This is a genomic window from Prosthecobacter debontii (assembly GCF_900167535.1).
GTDB classification, from domain to species: domain Bacteria; phylum Verrucomicrobiota; class Verrucomicrobiia; order Verrucomicrobiales; family Verrucomicrobiaceae; genus Prosthecobacter; species Prosthecobacter debontii.
Genome location: NZ_FUYE01000007.1, coordinates 99,758 through 114,013, shown reverse-complemented (window position 1 = coordinate 114,013; position 14,256 = coordinate 99,758). Strand labels below are relative to the sequence as shown.

At 57.6% G+C, this 14,256-nt stretch carries 13 protein-coding genes; 1 reads left to right on the top strand and 12 read right to left on the bottom strand.

What is annotated here, in order from left to right:
- Position 1: 1 nt before the first annotated feature.
- From B5D61_RS11950 to B5D61_RS11895, 12 genes are all read right to left on the bottom strand, one after another.
- Positions 2-880, bottom strand: a complete 879-nt coding sequence (locus B5D61_RS11950) for a phosphotransferase (protein WP_078813628.1) — start codon at positions 878-880, stop codon at positions 2-4.
- A 65-nt stretch (positions 881-945) separates the two neighbouring features.
- The gene (gene tsaA / locus B5D61_RS11945) at positions 946-1,620 is read right to left on the bottom strand and encodes a tRNA (N6-threonylcarbamoyladenosine(37)-N6)-methyltransferase TrmO (protein WP_078813627.1); all 675 of its coding nucleotides are present in this window, start codon (positions 1,618-1,620) and stop codon (positions 946-948) included.
- 65 nt (positions 1,621-1,685) lie between these two features.
- Complete coding sequence (locus B5D61_RS11940; RefSeq protein WP_176159383.1) at positions 1,686-2,324, bottom strand: DUF434 domain-containing protein; 639 nt, start codon at positions 2,322-2,324, stop codon at positions 1,686-1,688.
- A 201-nt stretch (positions 2,325-2,525) separates the two neighbouring features.
- Positions 2,526-4,550: a serine/threonine protein kinase gene (locus B5D61_RS11935; protein WP_078813625.1), complete on the bottom strand. Its 2,025-nt coding sequence runs from the start codon at positions 4,548-4,550 to the stop codon at positions 2,526-2,528.
- Positions 4,551-4,591: 41 nt separating this feature from the next.
- Positions 4,592-4,831, bottom strand: a complete 240-nt coding sequence (locus B5D61_RS11930; RefSeq protein ID WP_078813624.1) for a DNA-binding protein — start codon at positions 4,829-4,831, stop codon at positions 4,592-4,594.
- 70 nt (positions 4,832-4,901) lie between these two features.
- A complete protein-coding gene (locus tag B5D61_RS11925; RefSeq protein WP_176159382.1) occupies positions 4,902-5,873 on the bottom strand; it encodes a glycosyltransferase family 9 protein in 972 nt (323 codons plus the stop codon).
- 44 nt (positions 5,874-5,917) lie between these two features.
- Positions 5,918-6,640 carry a metallophosphoesterase family protein gene (locus B5D61_RS11920; protein ID WP_078813622.1) on the bottom strand — a complete coding sequence of 241 codons (723 nt, stop codon included), beginning with the start codon at positions 6,638-6,640 and terminating at the stop codon, positions 5,918-5,920.
- 115 nt (positions 6,641-6,755) lie between these two features.
- Complete coding sequence (gene bioD / locus B5D61_RS11915) at positions 6,756-7,388, bottom strand: dethiobiotin synthase (protein WP_078813621.1); 633 nt, start codon at positions 7,386-7,388, stop codon at positions 6,756-6,758.
- A 54-nt stretch (positions 7,389-7,442) separates the two neighbouring features.
- Entirely contained in the window at positions 7,443-8,711 is a 1,269-nt protein-coding gene (locus tag B5D61_RS11910; protein ID WP_078813620.1) for a DUF1552 domain-containing protein, read from the bottom strand.
- A 12-nt stretch (positions 8,712-8,723) separates the two neighbouring features.
- Positions 8,724-11,216: a DUF1592 domain-containing protein gene (locus tag B5D61_RS11905; RefSeq protein WP_078813619.1), complete on the bottom strand. Its 2,493-nt coding sequence runs from the start codon at positions 11,214-11,216 to the stop codon at positions 8,724-8,726.
- A 123-nt stretch (positions 11,217-11,339) separates the two neighbouring features.
- The gene (locus tag B5D61_RS11900) at positions 11,340-12,005 is read right to left on the bottom strand and encodes a 3-keto-alpha-glucoside-1,2-lyase-like domain-containing protein (RefSeq protein ID WP_078813618.1); all 666 of its coding nucleotides are present in this window, start codon (positions 12,003-12,005) and stop codon (positions 11,340-11,342) included.
- Between the two features lie 27 nt (positions 12,006-12,032).
- Complete coding sequence (locus B5D61_RS11895) at positions 12,033-12,770, bottom strand: hypothetical protein (protein WP_078813617.1); 738 nt, start codon at positions 12,768-12,770, stop codon at positions 12,033-12,035.
- Positions 12,771-12,873: 103 nt separating this feature from the next.
- Here B5D61_RS11895 and B5D61_RS11890 point away from each other — a divergent pair, with 103 nt between their 5' ends.
- Positions 12,874-14,238, top strand: coding sequence for a Gfo/Idh/MocA family protein (locus tag B5D61_RS11890; protein WP_078813616.1), 1,365 nt, complete (start codon positions 12,874-12,876; stop codon positions 14,236-14,238).
- Positions 14,239-14,256: the final 18 nt, after the last annotated feature.

The following is a 14,256-nucleotide window of genomic DNA, read 5'->3' as shown; positions in this document are numbered from 1 at the left end:
TTCAAAGTCTGATCGCCTTCAGCCATTCGATACGCTGACGCAGCTTTGTCTGGCGGTCTTCATTCGGGTTGGGATAGAGGAGGGGATACCACGCCGTGACGACCGCTGCTCTGGCGATGAGGCATTGCTGCAAGGCCTCATCATGAATCAGTCCCCCGGCTTCTTGATAGGCCGCTAGAATCTGATGCACCGTCGCTTCATCACCTTCGAGGAGTTTGGCATTCCAGATGATGGAAGCCACATCCCACTCCACGGGGCCGGCAAAGGTGTCTTCCCAATCCGTCCAGAGCAGGCCCTGGGTGGTATTCATTAGATTGCCGATGTGGGCATCTCCATGCAGGGACTGATGGGGAAAAGGTTCTAGACAGGTCAGTGACGTTGTCAGGTGGTGATGCAGAAGCTCCAGGATGTCTGGTGGCAATAGGGCTCGTTCCTCGAGCATCTTCAGCATCGCGAGGCTCTCTGTGATGATGGCCAGCTTGGGCAAAGGCTCTGGGAAATGGCGCATCACCGCATGGCACTGCTGCAAGGTGCGGCCAATCTCTCGCGGCTCGGGTTCAGCCTCGATGCGGGTGACGAATTGCCAAAAATTGACCGGATAACCCAGGTGTTCATGCGGCCCCGGCGGCAGGTCTGGATGCAGGGGAATGACTGGCGCGCCATGCATGGTCAGATGATGCGCAATCGCATTCTCCCGGGCGAACCATTCCGTTCCTTGCCTTGGGCCGTCTTGATCCTGCACCACACGGGCCACCAAGGTATCCGTGAGGCGCAAGACCAGCGTGCTGCTGTCCTGCAGGATGTCGCAGCGATCAGGTGTGATGCCATGAGCGATGGCGGTTTCAGTCGCTGCACGGATGGGAAGATCAGACGAAGGCATGAAAGATGGAAAGGGAACGGAACCGCCGGAGCGGTGTGTTCACATGCAAGCGATGCGGCACGGAATCAAGCCACCCTCTCGCAGGAAGTCACGCTGGCGCAATCGTCTCGTGCCAACCAACGCACTCGCCAACCGGCGATCTCGGTGACGTATTCACGCTCACCGTCCCCATGGTAAGCCGGCTGGGGTTGCTGAGCCAGGGATTGATCCACGATCAAGCGCACGTCCTCGGGAGCCGCCGTTTCACAGTCCCACATCACCGGCACCGTCACAGGGGCCTCATTGGCAAAGGCGCTGTAGGCCTCAGGGAGGGAGTCGGCATAACGCACGTAGGGTTTGATGTCGAAGATGGGGGTGCCATCCACCAGATCCACGCCGGAGACAAAGAGCCGGGGTGCTTCCTCGCCCTCCAGTTCCACGCGATCCAGTTTAACCACGCTCAGAGTTAGACGATTCGGGCGAAAAGGTGCCCGGGTAGCGAAGACCCCTTTGCGTTCATTGCCGCCTAGTTTGGGCGGGCGTACCGTCAACGAAACAGGCTCTTCCGTCACCAAATGAAATTGGGTGATCAACCAAAGGTGGCTGAACTCCTCGATGCCACGCACGGCTTCAGCTCGCCGGAACGCCGGTTCAAACTCGACAATGCCCCAAGCGGCAGGCACCAAGCCGGGCTGGCGCGGCACGCCAAACTTATCGGTGTAGCAGGTGCGGAGTGTGGCAACTGGGGTGATGGAAGCCATGATGGGAAAGGCTGATGCAGCTATGTCAACACACTCTCATGCGCTTTTGTTTTTTCATCCAAGAATCAGCTGCGCAAATCCATTAACCAGGAGAAGGGAGTTGGAGAATGGACGATAATCTCTGCCGCCAGGTTATACCAAGCCTGCGCATGATCGAGAATGATCGCATCAGAAGTGATAACGATGGCTTCTTTGGTTTGTTTGAGCACGGCATCTGGACTGAGCACCGTTTCCACTGTCCACGGCCAGCGACGCTCTTCCGCGAGATCACGCAACCGCTGCGCCAAACGCCCACTGTTTGATACCGGGCTGTCGAGAAGCCAGTGTGCGGAACGGATCTCCAAGGCCTGTAAATATTCTGCTGCCATTAAGATCGCTCGATCTGTCTCCGCAACGGCGTGATACGAACCATGCACGCTCGACATATCGCGTACGCACCCATCTCGACAAAGCAGAAGAACGCCGCCTCCGAGCAGTGTCTCTAAGGTCACCAACAAATTAAAACCATCAATGCAGACGCGCCGACCTTGGATTTGCTTGGCTGGGCTATGATGATGCTGACGTCTTACTAGGTTGGCATCTGCACAAGCAGCTCGGCCAACAGCCACACGTTGTCTCTCGATCAGCGAATAACGATCACCAACGAGCTTCAAGCCGGAGGGCCGAGCGTAACCACGACTCAACAACCAAGAAAGATCTGCCACCGCTTGTTTCAGGACGGGGAGCTTATCTCGCGAGAAAAGTTCAGCATCATTCGAGTGAGCGCCTCGGTGGCGAGTTTCACTGCTCATGCCTCGGTATAGGGGGGGAAGGGGCAGGAGTTCATCAAGAGTGGGTTCATGACTTGCTGATTACGTCTGCGAAGTCAAAAACATGGGGCTCGTCGGAGGTTCGATAGAATCAAGTCAAGGTTTACCCATCTCCGAAAAGATCGCCTTCTGGAGCTTCAAGTATTTCTCGGCATAATAGCTGGTGAAGGTCGCGAGTTGCTCTCCATCGGTTTGGGAAATGGCGAGGTATTGCTGACTTAGTGCTGGCTGACTCTTTTCTTGGGCGATCTGAGCGCCGACCGCGTGGGCCCAGGCGCTGATGGCGAGGACGGCGATGCCGTGCCGCTGCCATCCGCGAGCGGCGTTGATGTCGGCAATGGCTTCCTGAATCTCTTCGAGGCTATGAGCATGAACAGCTTGGCGGGTGCGGGCTTCGGCCAAAAGTACTCGAGCCATGGGCGAGTCGCGCATTTTTTGGATGGCATGGACCATATAATCCACTCCGCGTTGGCGTTCGCGGGCATCTTCACTATGGCTGAGAGCGTGGCCTAGGATGAGATAGTCCTCACGCTCTTTGGGCTGGGCTTCGGCCAGAGAAGCCATGACGCGGGTGTAACCACGTTTATCGTCCACCAGATCATGCGCTGTCGCCAAGAGGGCACGGGCAGGAATGCTTTTCGGGGCTTCGTGAACCAGATCTTCCAGCGTGGAGATGGCTTCTTCCACGCGGCCTTGTATCAAATGTTGTTCGGCCAGGAGAAGGCCGATGAACGTTTGAGGCACACCGGCGGAACCGCATTCACGAATGGCGGCAGTGATCCACTCATCTTCACCGCTCATGATGGCAAACTGAGCAGCTTCGACGGTGCGTTGGGCTTTTTCCACCCGCAGCCTAACATAAAGAGTCGTGGAAACGGCCAGCCCGGCAAGGAGAGAGAGTGCGACCAAGGTGATGGTGATGAAAGCTGCGCGATTCTTTTGCAGCAGTTTTTGCAGCCGGTATGCCGTGCTGGGCGGACGAGCCAGGACGGGTTCATGATCCAAGTGTCGTTGGAGATCGTCGGCTAAGGCGCTGGCCGTTTCATAGCGGCGGCGGCGGTCTTTTTCCATGGCCTTCATGACGATCCAATCGAGATCGCCACGCAGCAAGCCGATGAGCTTGGGAGGTTCACTCTGCCGATGTCCGGCCACGGTGCTGACCGTGGCGGCCGCCAGGGTTTTCAGAAGTGTGGAGGGTTTCTTGGGCTCACGCTCGCGGATGAGGCGGCGCATTTCATCGAACCCTGCACGCATCAGCTCCTCCTGGCTGAAGGGGGTATGGCCGGTTAGCAACTCGTAAAGCAACACCCCCAGGGCATAGATGTCACAGCGGGTATCGATATCCAGCCCACTCAACTCGGCTTGCTCGGGTGCCATGTAGAGGGGAGTGCCCACCATCTGCTCAAAGTGAGTGAATAGGGTCTTGTCCGTCAGCCGCCGCTGCATGGCTTTGGCCACGCCAAAGTCGATGACCTTAGGCACTGGCACGCCATCATGCAGAGTCACCAGAATATTGGAGGGTTTGAGGTCCCGGTGGATGACCCCCTTCATGTGCGCGTGCTGCACGGCGCGGCAGACCTTGATGAAAAGGCTCAGGCGATCTTGCGGGGTCAGCAGGTGTTCATCTGCAAAGCGCGTGATAGGCACACCGCGCACGAGTTCCATGACGAAGAACGGCTTGCCTGCTGTGGTGGTGCCGGCATCCAAAACTCGGGCGATATTCGGATGATCCATGAGCGCGAGCGCCTGCCGCTCCTGCTCGAAGCGGGCGATCACCTCTTTGCTGTCCATGCCCGCCTTGATGATCTTGAGCGCGACTTTGCGCTGAACCGGCTGGGTTTGCTCCGCCATCCAGACGATGCCGAAACCACCCTCACCGATCTGCTGTAGAAGCTTATAAGGACCGATCTCGCGGTTTTCGGGTTCGGCAGGGGGATTCGCAAGGACTTCCGTAGGAGGCTGAAGGTGCACATGCATGAAATCAGCCTCCAGCGAGGCTAAAAGAGCCTCGACACGCCGATGCAGAACCGGGTCTTGGGATGCGTGTTCTTCCAGGATACGCCGTCTTTCCTGCGGGTCATCTTGCTCCAAGACCGCATGAAAGATTTCTTCCTCGGTCATGGAGAGGGAAGGAAGATGCGAGGCAAGGTTGTGCTGCGGAGCTATTGCAGATCGCGCTCCACTTCCAGGATACGCTGGAGGGCATCCAGAAACTCATCGGCCGCTTCCAGAGGAAGCATGATGGTGTCTCGGCGGCCGCGCACGTCTTCGGTGATTTTGATCACACGACCACGCTCATTCTCTTTGAGATCCAGGAAGAAAATTTTCCTGTCCGTCATGATCTTCTCGGAGTGTAGCGCAGGGCTGCCACGCCTTGGCTCTTCAAATTCGTCGTTCCTCATTGAGTGATAACCTCCACGTCCCGGGTGCAGTTGAATAACGAGACAAGTTTAGAAATCCGCACGAACGTTGTCAATGCTTCTCTCCGAAGTTCCGGATAAAGGCAGCCATCTGCTGCATATCTGCGGCTTCGGGGACCTGTTCAGACACGCACTCCTGCGGTTGGAATCCCGTGCGAGGCGCTATCCGTCCCGCTTTCCAAACCCAGGCGCGGGGATTGTAAGGACCGACTTTGCGGGGGTCACTCCAGGTGTGAATGCCCAGGGTGTGATCATTGACGGCTGCCGCGATGTGCATGGGGCCGCTGTCCACGCTCGCTACAAATCGTGCCTGCCGAAGCACCCAAACCAACTCGGCCAAACTCGTGCGGCCGCTGAAATCCGTCACGTTGGGTCCCTGAGGAATGGGGGCTCCATTGGGCATGCCGACTAAAATGACAGGCAGGGGGGCTAACGCGGCACAGAGAACTTCTAACATCTGAGGGCTCAAAGACTTGCCTTCGCCACGTGACCATGGGTGGACGATGATGAGGTCATCGCGCTCTGGCCAACCTTCTGGCTTGTGCCCCTGCGCCAGGGGAAAAACCAAATGTTCTGGATTCACCGAGATGCCAAAAGCACGAGGAATGGCTAAGTAACGATCGACTGCATGGGCTCCTGCATCGACGGGCACGATGTGATCGTGAAACCAGCGGGCTCCTTCCCGTGAATCTGATAGCCCAATGACGGGACGCGATCCCCGGCTGCGTGAAAGATAGCCGCTGCGGAGCAGGCCCTGGAAATCCAAAACGATCTCCGGCTCTTCACGAGGTAAACGCCGCCAGCCCTTGGCCCAGCGTCGCATCACTAGGGGGCCTCCGAGCCCACGGCATTGCTTGCGGGGGAATGAAATGACTTCCTCCAGAAGAGGCGCCCCATGAAGCAGTGGGGTCCACTCCGTATTGGCGAGCCAGCGCAGCTTGAGATCTGGGAACGCTTGCTTGATGGCCCAGACCGCAGGCAGAGTGTGGACGATATCACCAAGCGAACTAGGTTTCACAATCATGGCGGAACGAAAGTCCGCCAGCGATGGTAAACCCTGCATGCTCATCATTTACCCAGAGCCAAACGCTCGGCAAGGAGGGAGGGCAATCCGGCAGCCCGGATCTTATCCTGGGCGGTCTGGATGTCATATTCCAGACGGCGGATGGAAATCGTCTGCGCCTGCACATCGTAGATGGCATAGGCAGCACGCCAGTCTCCGTCGCGGGGCTGACCGACGCTGCCTACGTTGACGAAGTACTTCACGCCGCGCTGAAGAGTCACATCGTTGCCACGGGCAGCACGGACGGAATCGTCCTTTTCAAAGATGCGTGGCACATGGGTGTGTCCATAGAAGCAAACTTGAGTAAACTGGTAGCTGAAGCTGGCCATCGCATCGAAGCGATTGGTCACATATCCCCAGGCACCGGGTGAATCGAGTGTGGAGTGAACGATGGTAAAGTCCCGCACCTGACGGACCAGCTTCAATTCACGCAGCCACTGGCGCTGATCATCGTTGAGCTGTTGGCGGGTCCAGAGGAGAGCGGCCTGAGCCAGGGGATTCAGCTCATCCAGCGTGCTGTCACTCGCAGCGCCTTCATCGTGGTTGCCGCGGACGACAGGGCATCCCATCTGGCGCACGGTTTCCAGGCATTCCACCGGATTCGCGGCATAACCAACGATGTCACCGAGGCAAACGTAATTGGCACAGCCCTGCTCTTGGGCGTCCCACAGAACAGTCTGCAGGGCCTCCAAGTTAGCGTGGATGTCTCCGAAAATGGCAAATTTCATCGAGGTTGAGCGATGGGAATAAGAGGTGGCATCATCGGGACCGCTGCGTGGAAATCAAGCTTTTCAGCAGGTGTCCATCAGTACTTACACCAAATTAGTTCACATGTGACAATCTTTATAGGGGTAAATCTGCTGGCCAATCCATTTGTGACTCCGCATGCATGACCTCCGAGAGGACAGGAATGTTGAGAAAATTATCTAAGATCATGCGGTTGGAGATGCTGGCGAGATCCCGCTCGTCCTGAGCATGATTCAGGATGATTCCCGCACAAGTCAGCCCACGGGCCTGGATGTTTTTCACGGTCAGCAGCGTGTGATTCAGGCAGCCCAGGCGGTTATTGACCACCAAGATGACGGGCAGACCCAGATCTGCGGCAAAGTCGGCCATCGTTCGCTTGCCCTCCAGAGGCACTTCCCAGCCCCCGGCCCCCTCCACCAGAACATGGGAAAAACGGGCGGCGAGGGAGTAAAATCCCTGTCGAGCGGTCTCGACATCCACGGTTTTGTTTTCCAGCAGAGCGGCTGCATAGGGGGATGCAGGCACCTTGAGATACACGGGATTGATTTCTTCCAGCGTCAGCGCGTCCTCACTGGCTTGGCGGAGGGCGTGGGCGTCGATGCGATCTCCACAAGCGAAAGGTTTATAGCCCACGGCGGCATGACCCGCCCGTCTCAAGGCCTCGACGAGCAAGCAAGTGACGTAGGTCTTGCCTGCGTCGGTGTCCGTTCCAGTGATGAAATAATGCATTTCCTCGCAAGCTATGATGCGACCTGAGCAGCCACACAAGTGCGAGAATGGGCTTTAAGCCACCTCCAACCCCGTCATGGTGGAGGTGCTGGTGGCAAACCTCTCCTCTTCGAGCCCGAGACGCTGAAGCGTGCTGAGGTAGAGGTTGGGCAGCGGGTAGTTATCCTTTTGGTCGAAGGCGAGATGCTGCCCGTGTTTAAAGCCACCACCGGCGAAGAGCATCGGCATGTTTTTGTTATCATGGGAGGAGGCGTTACCCAGGTTCGAGGTCAGGATGACCATTGTTTCATCCAGCATCTTGTCCGCCTTCAGCTTGCGTAGGAAGCCTCCCCATTGATTGATCACGCCTTGCTCGACGATGGCCAACTGAGCGAGTTTTTCATCGTCCATGCCATGGTGACTGAGGTTGTGATAACTTTCATCCACGCCCTCAATGCCTTGCACGGAATTGCCAGTGATGTGGAGAGTCACAAAACGAGTCGAATCCGTGGCCAGCGCCATGTGGACGATGTCGAGAAAGATGCCATCCACGGCCACCTCGTTGTCACGCGGGATGTTGGTGGGTGGTTGCATCGCCACCTTCGGCTTGGGCCGGTGAATCCATTCCTCATTGGCCACCAAGCGCTGTTCAAGCTCACGAATGCTGGTGAACCAAGCATCCAGCTTGTCACGATCCGCGGCGCCCAGTTCCCGCTGGAGGCTCTTGGCTTCGATGCCGACGACATCCATGACGCTGCGTCCACGGCGGATCAGTTCAGCCTGGCGGTCCTGCTCTGCCGGAGAATCATTGACGAACAAGCGGGTGAACAGGCGCATGGCGCTGTTTTCCGCCGGGATCATGGAGCCATTTTCCGTGTAAGAGGGGCTCGTCTGGCTGTTGGTGTTCAGCACCAGAGATGGGAAACGTGTTTCATGCCCCAGATGTTTGGCCATGAGCTGGTCCAAGGAGATCGTGTTGCGAGAGGTGGCACCGCGTTGATTGGGGCAGGCCGAAAAGATGCTACCCTCCGCCGTATGCCCTCCAGTCACACCGGGGTGAGAAGAACCGGAAACCACGGTGAAATCACCGCGCAGATCTTGGAGGCTGGTGAGGTAGCGTGAGGGTTTGTAGTCCCGCCCTGCGGTCTCCGGCACGAGATTGGGATTGTGCAGCCCCAAAGCCATGCTGACTCCCACGAAACGTTTGGCCGTGCGGCTCTCCTGCACTGCGGCAAAAGCCGGCGTCATGGCATCCAGAAGAGGCAGGCCGAGGCTAATTCCAGCCCCCCGCAAGAGCGCTCGACGGGAAAGGTGACGCTGAAAGTTGAAGTGAACGCTTTTCATATTCAGGGGGGCTTATTTGTGAAGAAAGACGGGGCTCTGCACCGCAGCCTGGAGGATTGAGCGCAGACCATGCCCGTCTGCGCGGGAACGCGTGACGACGGTGTCTAGGGCAGCAGCATCACTGAAACGCATGGCGGCACCGGTAGCATAGGTCAAAAATTGTTGGGCGAAACCTCGGGCCAACTGATCGGCCCGTTGTCTGTAAACCTGCTTCCAGGCCTCGAAATCCGCAAAGACGGCCCCATCGGGCGTGGCTCCAGAGGGGTTCACCTCAGCGCCTTTGCCCTTGCCATAGCGAGTGCGCCAGCCGCCGACAGGGTCAAAGCTCTCCAGGGCAAACCCTGGAGGGTCGATCAGCGTGTGGCAGGACATGCAGGATTCATTGCTGCGATGTTTTTCCAGCCGTTCGCGGATGGAGGTGGCTCCACGGATGTCCGGCTCAATGGCTGGCACACCGGGCGGCGGCGGCGGGATATGGGTGCCTAGGATGCGTTCATTGACAAAGACACCCCGCAGCACGGGTGAGGTGCTTGTGCCATCCGAGGTGACTTTCAGCAGGGCTCCCTGGGCCAGCAGGCCTCCACGCATGGACTGCGGATTGAGAGACACTTTCTGCAAACCTTCGCCGACCTTGAGGGGAGATGTCATGAGATCATCCCATTCCACCCCTGTCGCATCCTTCTGCGCGATCTTGGCTTGCTTCTTCTCCTTGTCCTTATTCTTGGTTTTGGGGGATTTGAGCTCGGCCTTTTTGTTGGGCGGTAGATCCCCGAGATAGTGCCGTGCCAACCTGCCGTTGAGGAAGGCAAAGTCCGAATCCACGAGGTGGGTCACATCCAAGTTCTGGTGAATGAGCTCACTCAGATAAGTACGCGTCTCCTGAAGCATGGACTCCTGAACCACGGGGTCGAAGGTGGGAAACTGCCGGGTATCCGGGCTGGTGAAGTCGATCTCCTTCAGTCGTAGCCACTGGTCGCTGAAGCTTTCGATGAAGCGCTGGCTCTTGGCATCCGCGAGCAAACGGGTGACCTGAGCGGAGAGCACCTCCGGCTGTTTAAGTTTGCCTTGATCGGCTAGCTTGAGCAGTTCTGCATCAGGCATGCTGACCCACAGAGCATAGCTCAGACGGGAGGCGATGGCGTGATCATCCAGCTCCCCTGGAGCTTCGACAAAGGTCAAGAATCGAGGTGAGCAGAGGATGGCGCGATAGCTGGCTTTCAGGCCCTCGGCGAGAGAGCTCTCTTCCGCTAAAACCTTGCGACCGATCTCTTGGTAAGGCGCGGTTTGTTCAGCCGTTACAGGGCGCCGAAAAGCCCGCCGGGCAAACCGGGCCACGAGGCGATCCAGGGCTTTAATGGCTTGGTCACCTTTCCCGGCTTTTTGGAGATCGGTTTCTCCAAACAAGGAGCGTTTCACCAAGTCGTTGTCGCCATTCGGATAGATGCGTTGGAGATCGATACCTCGGTTCGAGATGCCGGAAAAGCCATCTTTGGCGAGGTCCCGACCCTTGAAGGAGACATTGCCACCGTTGGCTCCTGTCGCCGCACGTTTCAGCGTCGCATCATTCGGTTTCAGCTCCAGCATGTGGTCTTTTTGAATCCAGGCCTCATAAACCAGATCACGCGGCGTGGAGGTCGCCTCCACCAGCCCGATCATGTACAGCATGGGCGCATTCGAGTAACAGATACCTGACCTCAGTGTGCCCCAGACGGCCCCTGTAGGCCCAGGATTGACGGCCTGAACATCCCGTAGGGTGATGCGATACCAGCCATCCTCGGGTACCTCGGTGGCCTTCATACGGCCAAAAAACTGGAGCGTGATCGGCCAGGAGAGGCTGCGCCCTTCTTTGAGATCGGGACCACGGTAGTTACCGCGGGTGAACATGGCTAAGTCTGCCGGTGTGCAGTGACGCTCAAAAACAACGTCGCCCTCCAGGGCTCGCTTGAAAGCCTCACTGAGCGCCAAGTCCGCGACATCCAGATAACGGGCCAACTGATGATGGGAGAGCTGCTGCCCCTCCGCCACGGTTTCAAAGCCATGCGAGGCCCGATCCTCCGGCAGCAAGGCCTTCACCGGGATATCGATCCCGAGTAGATCATGCAGCGTGTGCTCATACTCCGTGCGTGTCAGCTTACGGCTGCGCACGCGGCCGACGGTGGCGATGTCGTCCGTGTCTGCCTTCAGCAGTGGCTGGCCCAGCCCAGCGATGAATTTCGCCAGCTCAGGTTTCTCCGGCTGAGTTTGCTTCTTCGGCGGCATTTCCCCATCCCGGACTCGTTCAAAGACCCGCTGCCATTGGCTGAAATTAGCCCTCTGATTCAACTCAAATTTCAGAGCCGTGAGGTCCAGCCCACCCTTCGTCACATCGGCATCATGACACTCCAGGCAGTGCTGATCGAGAAATGCCGATAGCTCTGCCGGTAACTCCGCTGAGACAGAGGACCAGGCAGTGACCGACAGGCAGGTCGCCGAAAGAAAAGCTCCGGAGAGCAGAGGGAAACGCATAGAGGGGGTGCTGCGGATAACGTCGAAAGCAACGTCATCTATCGCCCGCCTGATGCAGAAATCGGGCCGTGAGAGGTAAATTCCTATTGGTTAGACTCCTGAATAGAGCCTTCGGAGAGCCCCTCAAGCCTTCGGTTTAGCTTTCCAGATCGAGACGTTTTTGAATTGCGCCCCCTGGCCCTTCACGATCAACGCCACAAGGCCCTTGGCATCCTTAAACCTCTCATGATGGGCCTCCACCACGTACCCGTCCACCTGGGCCCGGTAGTGGTCGCCACAGATCTCGATTGTCAGGTCGTGCCAGGCCTCCGGGTCCACCGGGGTTTTGAGTTCCTGAAGTTTCACGGCTTTCGTGGTCTTTGAGATCCCCGACATCCGCTGCACCCAAATGGCATTTTTACTGATGAAAGTGCGCCCCAGATGGAGGTTAGGCGCGATGGTATCCCGGCAGCCAAAGGCGACATGCTCGGCCGTGCCCAGCTTAAACTGAGCGGTGATGATCATGTCCGTCTCCTCCACGCGATAGGTCAGGGACGAGGGATGATGGTTTTCCGGCAGTTCATCTCCATACAGGGAGCCGTCTTTGACGGTCCATTCCCCAATGCCCGCCTGCCAGCCATTGACATCCCCTTTTCGGGTCGGGCCCGTAGGCTGATTGAAAGCGGTCGAGACGACGGGTGAAACGGGCTCACAGATGTGAGTCACCGGGGGGTTGGGCTCATCGGCGCGCAGAGAGCTGAGACTGAGGGCTAAGCAGCCCAGGGTTAGGGAAAGACGGAGGAGTTTCATGACCGGGGGTGAAAGGTGGAGATTCGATTACTTGGCCTTCTTTTTCGCAAGGGGCACGGGCGTATAGGCAGGGAACGTCTGACGTTTGGTTTCCCATCCGGTCTGAGCTTCAGCCTGGATGCTCCAGAGGGTCACGTTATCCAACTCGACCTTGCCATCGTTCGTGCCAGCGACCCCCAGGCCATTGCCACCACTGGGGGCCGGTTTGGCAAAGCAGGGATGTTTTGCATACAAAGTCGGGCCCTCGACGAATTGGATGACGAACTCCTCACCCTTCATCTCGGCTAAGGCGTGATACCAACGGCCGGGTTCGAATTTCAGCTCGTGGCTTTCCGCCACTTTGACGGATTCACCCTCGGCGACGATTTCCACGCCCTCCTCACTGAAGCGCAGGCGGCAGACATGATGGCCGAACTCGACAAAAGGAACGATGGCGGTGGGGCTGCCCTCGCTGAACCGAATGGAAAACTGCGCGATGAATTGCGCTGGGGTCACGGGAGAGCTGATCCGTGGTTCATACCCTTTGTGATCCTTCTTCTTGGCTTGATACTCTGGGGTGGAAGGCCTTCCGCGAAGCACGCCGTCTTCAATCACCCAGCGCGTGCCTTGCCGAGCACCCCACTGCTTTTTGTTGAAAGGACCGGGTTTGGAGAAATCATCCTTGAGGACGACCTGATCCGGTTGCGCCAGAAGAGGTTTGAGTTCGGCAGCCTGAGCTTGAAAAAAAGAGGCACCAAGGAGGAGGACAGCAAAAGCAGCTTTCATGGGAATGACCGAGAGCCGCTAGAACGATGCACTCGCCTAGAGCTTGCCAGTAAATGTGCATATCGCTAAGCAAGGAACCCGCATCTCACTCGTTCCTTTGCCCATGACTTCCCTCCAACGCCGTCATTTCCTGAAAACCGCCGCACTCAGCGCTTTTGCGGGCCCCAATATCCTACGCGCTCAAAACTCCAAACAGAAGATTCGGGTCGCCTGCGTCGGCATCGGGCAGATGGGGGCGGGGGCCGTGCAGGCTTCCAGCGATGAAGAAATCGTCGCGTTTTGTGATGTGGACTGGCGTAAGCTCAGTGATCGCTCGGCGATCGCCATCGCAGAGAAGCAACCCAAGGTCCCACGTTTTACCGACTTCCGAGAAATGCTGGATAAAAAGGGCAAGGACATCGATGCTGTGCTCATTTCGACGCCCGATCACACGCACTTTGCGGTGGCCATGGCAGCGATGCAGGCGGGTAAACACATCTTTGTCCAAAAGCCGCTGGCGCATAACATCTGGCAGGTGCGCACTCTTCAAAAAGCAGCGAAGAAATACGGCGTGCAGACGGTGATGGGCAACCAAGGTCACTGCTGGGAAGGCATCCGCCTCGTGAAAGAATGGTTCGAAGCCGGGGTGCTCGGTGAGGTGCGCGAGGTCCATTGCTGGACAGATCGACCAGCAGGAAAAGTCGGTTTCCCGGAGACGTTGCCTACGGAAGTCCCAGCCGGAGAACCCGTGCCGAAGGAAGTGTCCTGGGATCTCTGGCAGGGCCCTGTGGCTGAGCGCGAGTTCAGTTCCAAATACATGCCGATGTTCTGGCGCGGCTGGTGGGACTACGGCTGCGGAGGTCTGGGTGATATCGGATGCCATTGCCTGGATGCTCCCTTCTGGGCACTCCAACTCGGCATGCCTGAGAAAGTCGAGGTCATTGAGCAGGAGCCCGGGGTTTTAAAATCCTATACTGCAGGGAAGTCCCACATCGTCTTCCATTTCGCCGCGCGTGGTTCGCTGCCAGCGGTGAAGATTCACTGGTACGAAGGCGGCCTTTTGCCCGAAGCCCTGCCCGGCATGGAAAAAGGTCTGCCTGGCAATGGCATGATCATGAAGGGCAGCAAAGAAACCCTCTTCTCCGATGGCATGCGTGTGCAAAGTCCGCAGCTCTGGCCCAGGGAGCGCATGAAGGAGCACTACGAAGTGCTGCGCCGTAAACCCCTGCCTCGATCTGCGGCTGGCGAACCTATCGGCGAACTCTTCGACGCCATTCGCGGTGAGATTCCTCACGCGGGTTCCCACTTCGACTACGCCTGTCCTTTGACCGAACTCGTCAACGTCGGTGTCCTGGCCATCCGCTCTGGCAAAACTCTCGAATGGGATGCTGAAGCGATGAAAGTGAAAGGTGCCCCGGAATTCGATAACTGGATCAAAGAACCCGTCCGTGACGGCTGGAGCTACGGTGAAGATCTTTGGACAGCTTAAAACGCTCAATCGCAGGTT

Coding starts and splice junctions, on each gene's coding strand:
- B5D61_RS11900 (WP_078813618.1), bottom strand. CDS start 12,005: ATGAAACTCCTCCGTCTTTCCCTAACCCTGGGCTGCTTAGCCCTCAGT.
- tsaA (WP_078813627.1), bottom strand. CDS start 1,620: ATGGCTTCCATCACCCCAGTTGCCACACTCCGCACCTGCTACACCGAT.
- B5D61_RS11930 (WP_078813624.1), bottom strand. CDS start 4,831: ATGAGGAACGACGAATTTGAAGAGCCAAGGCGTGGCAGCCCTGCGCTA.
- B5D61_RS11905 (WP_078813619.1), bottom strand. CDS start 11,216: ATGCGTTTCCCTCTGCTCTCCGGAGCTTTTCTTTCGGCGACCTGCCTG.
- B5D61_RS11950 (WP_078813628.1), bottom strand. CDS start 880: ATGCCTTCGTCTGATCTTCCCATCCGTGCAGCGACTGAAACCGCCATC.
- B5D61_RS11925 (WP_176159382.1), bottom strand. CDS start 5,873: ATGATTGTGAAACCTAGTTCGCTTGGTGATATCGTCCACACTCTGCCT.
- B5D61_RS11890 (WP_078813616.1), top strand. CDS start 12,874: ATGACTTCCCTCCAACGCCGTCATTTCCTGAAAACCGCCGCACTCAGC.
- bioD (WP_078813621.1), bottom strand. CDS start 7,388: ATGCATTATTTCATCACTGGAACGGACACCGACGCAGGCAAGACCTAC.
- B5D61_RS11920 (WP_078813622.1), bottom strand. CDS start 6,640: ATGAAATTTGCCATTTTCGGAGACATCCACGCTAACTTGGAGGCCCTG.
- B5D61_RS11910 (WP_078813620.1), bottom strand. CDS start 8,711: ATGAAAAGCGTTCACTTCAACTTTCAGCGTCACCTTTCCCGTCGAGCG.
- B5D61_RS11935 (WP_078813625.1), bottom strand. CDS start 4,550: ATGACCGAGGAAGAAATCTTTCATGCGGTCTTGGAGCAAGATGACCCG.
- B5D61_RS11895 (WP_078813617.1), bottom strand. CDS start 12,770: ATGAAAGCTGCTTTTGCTGTCCTCCTCCTTGGTGCCTCTTTTTTTCAA.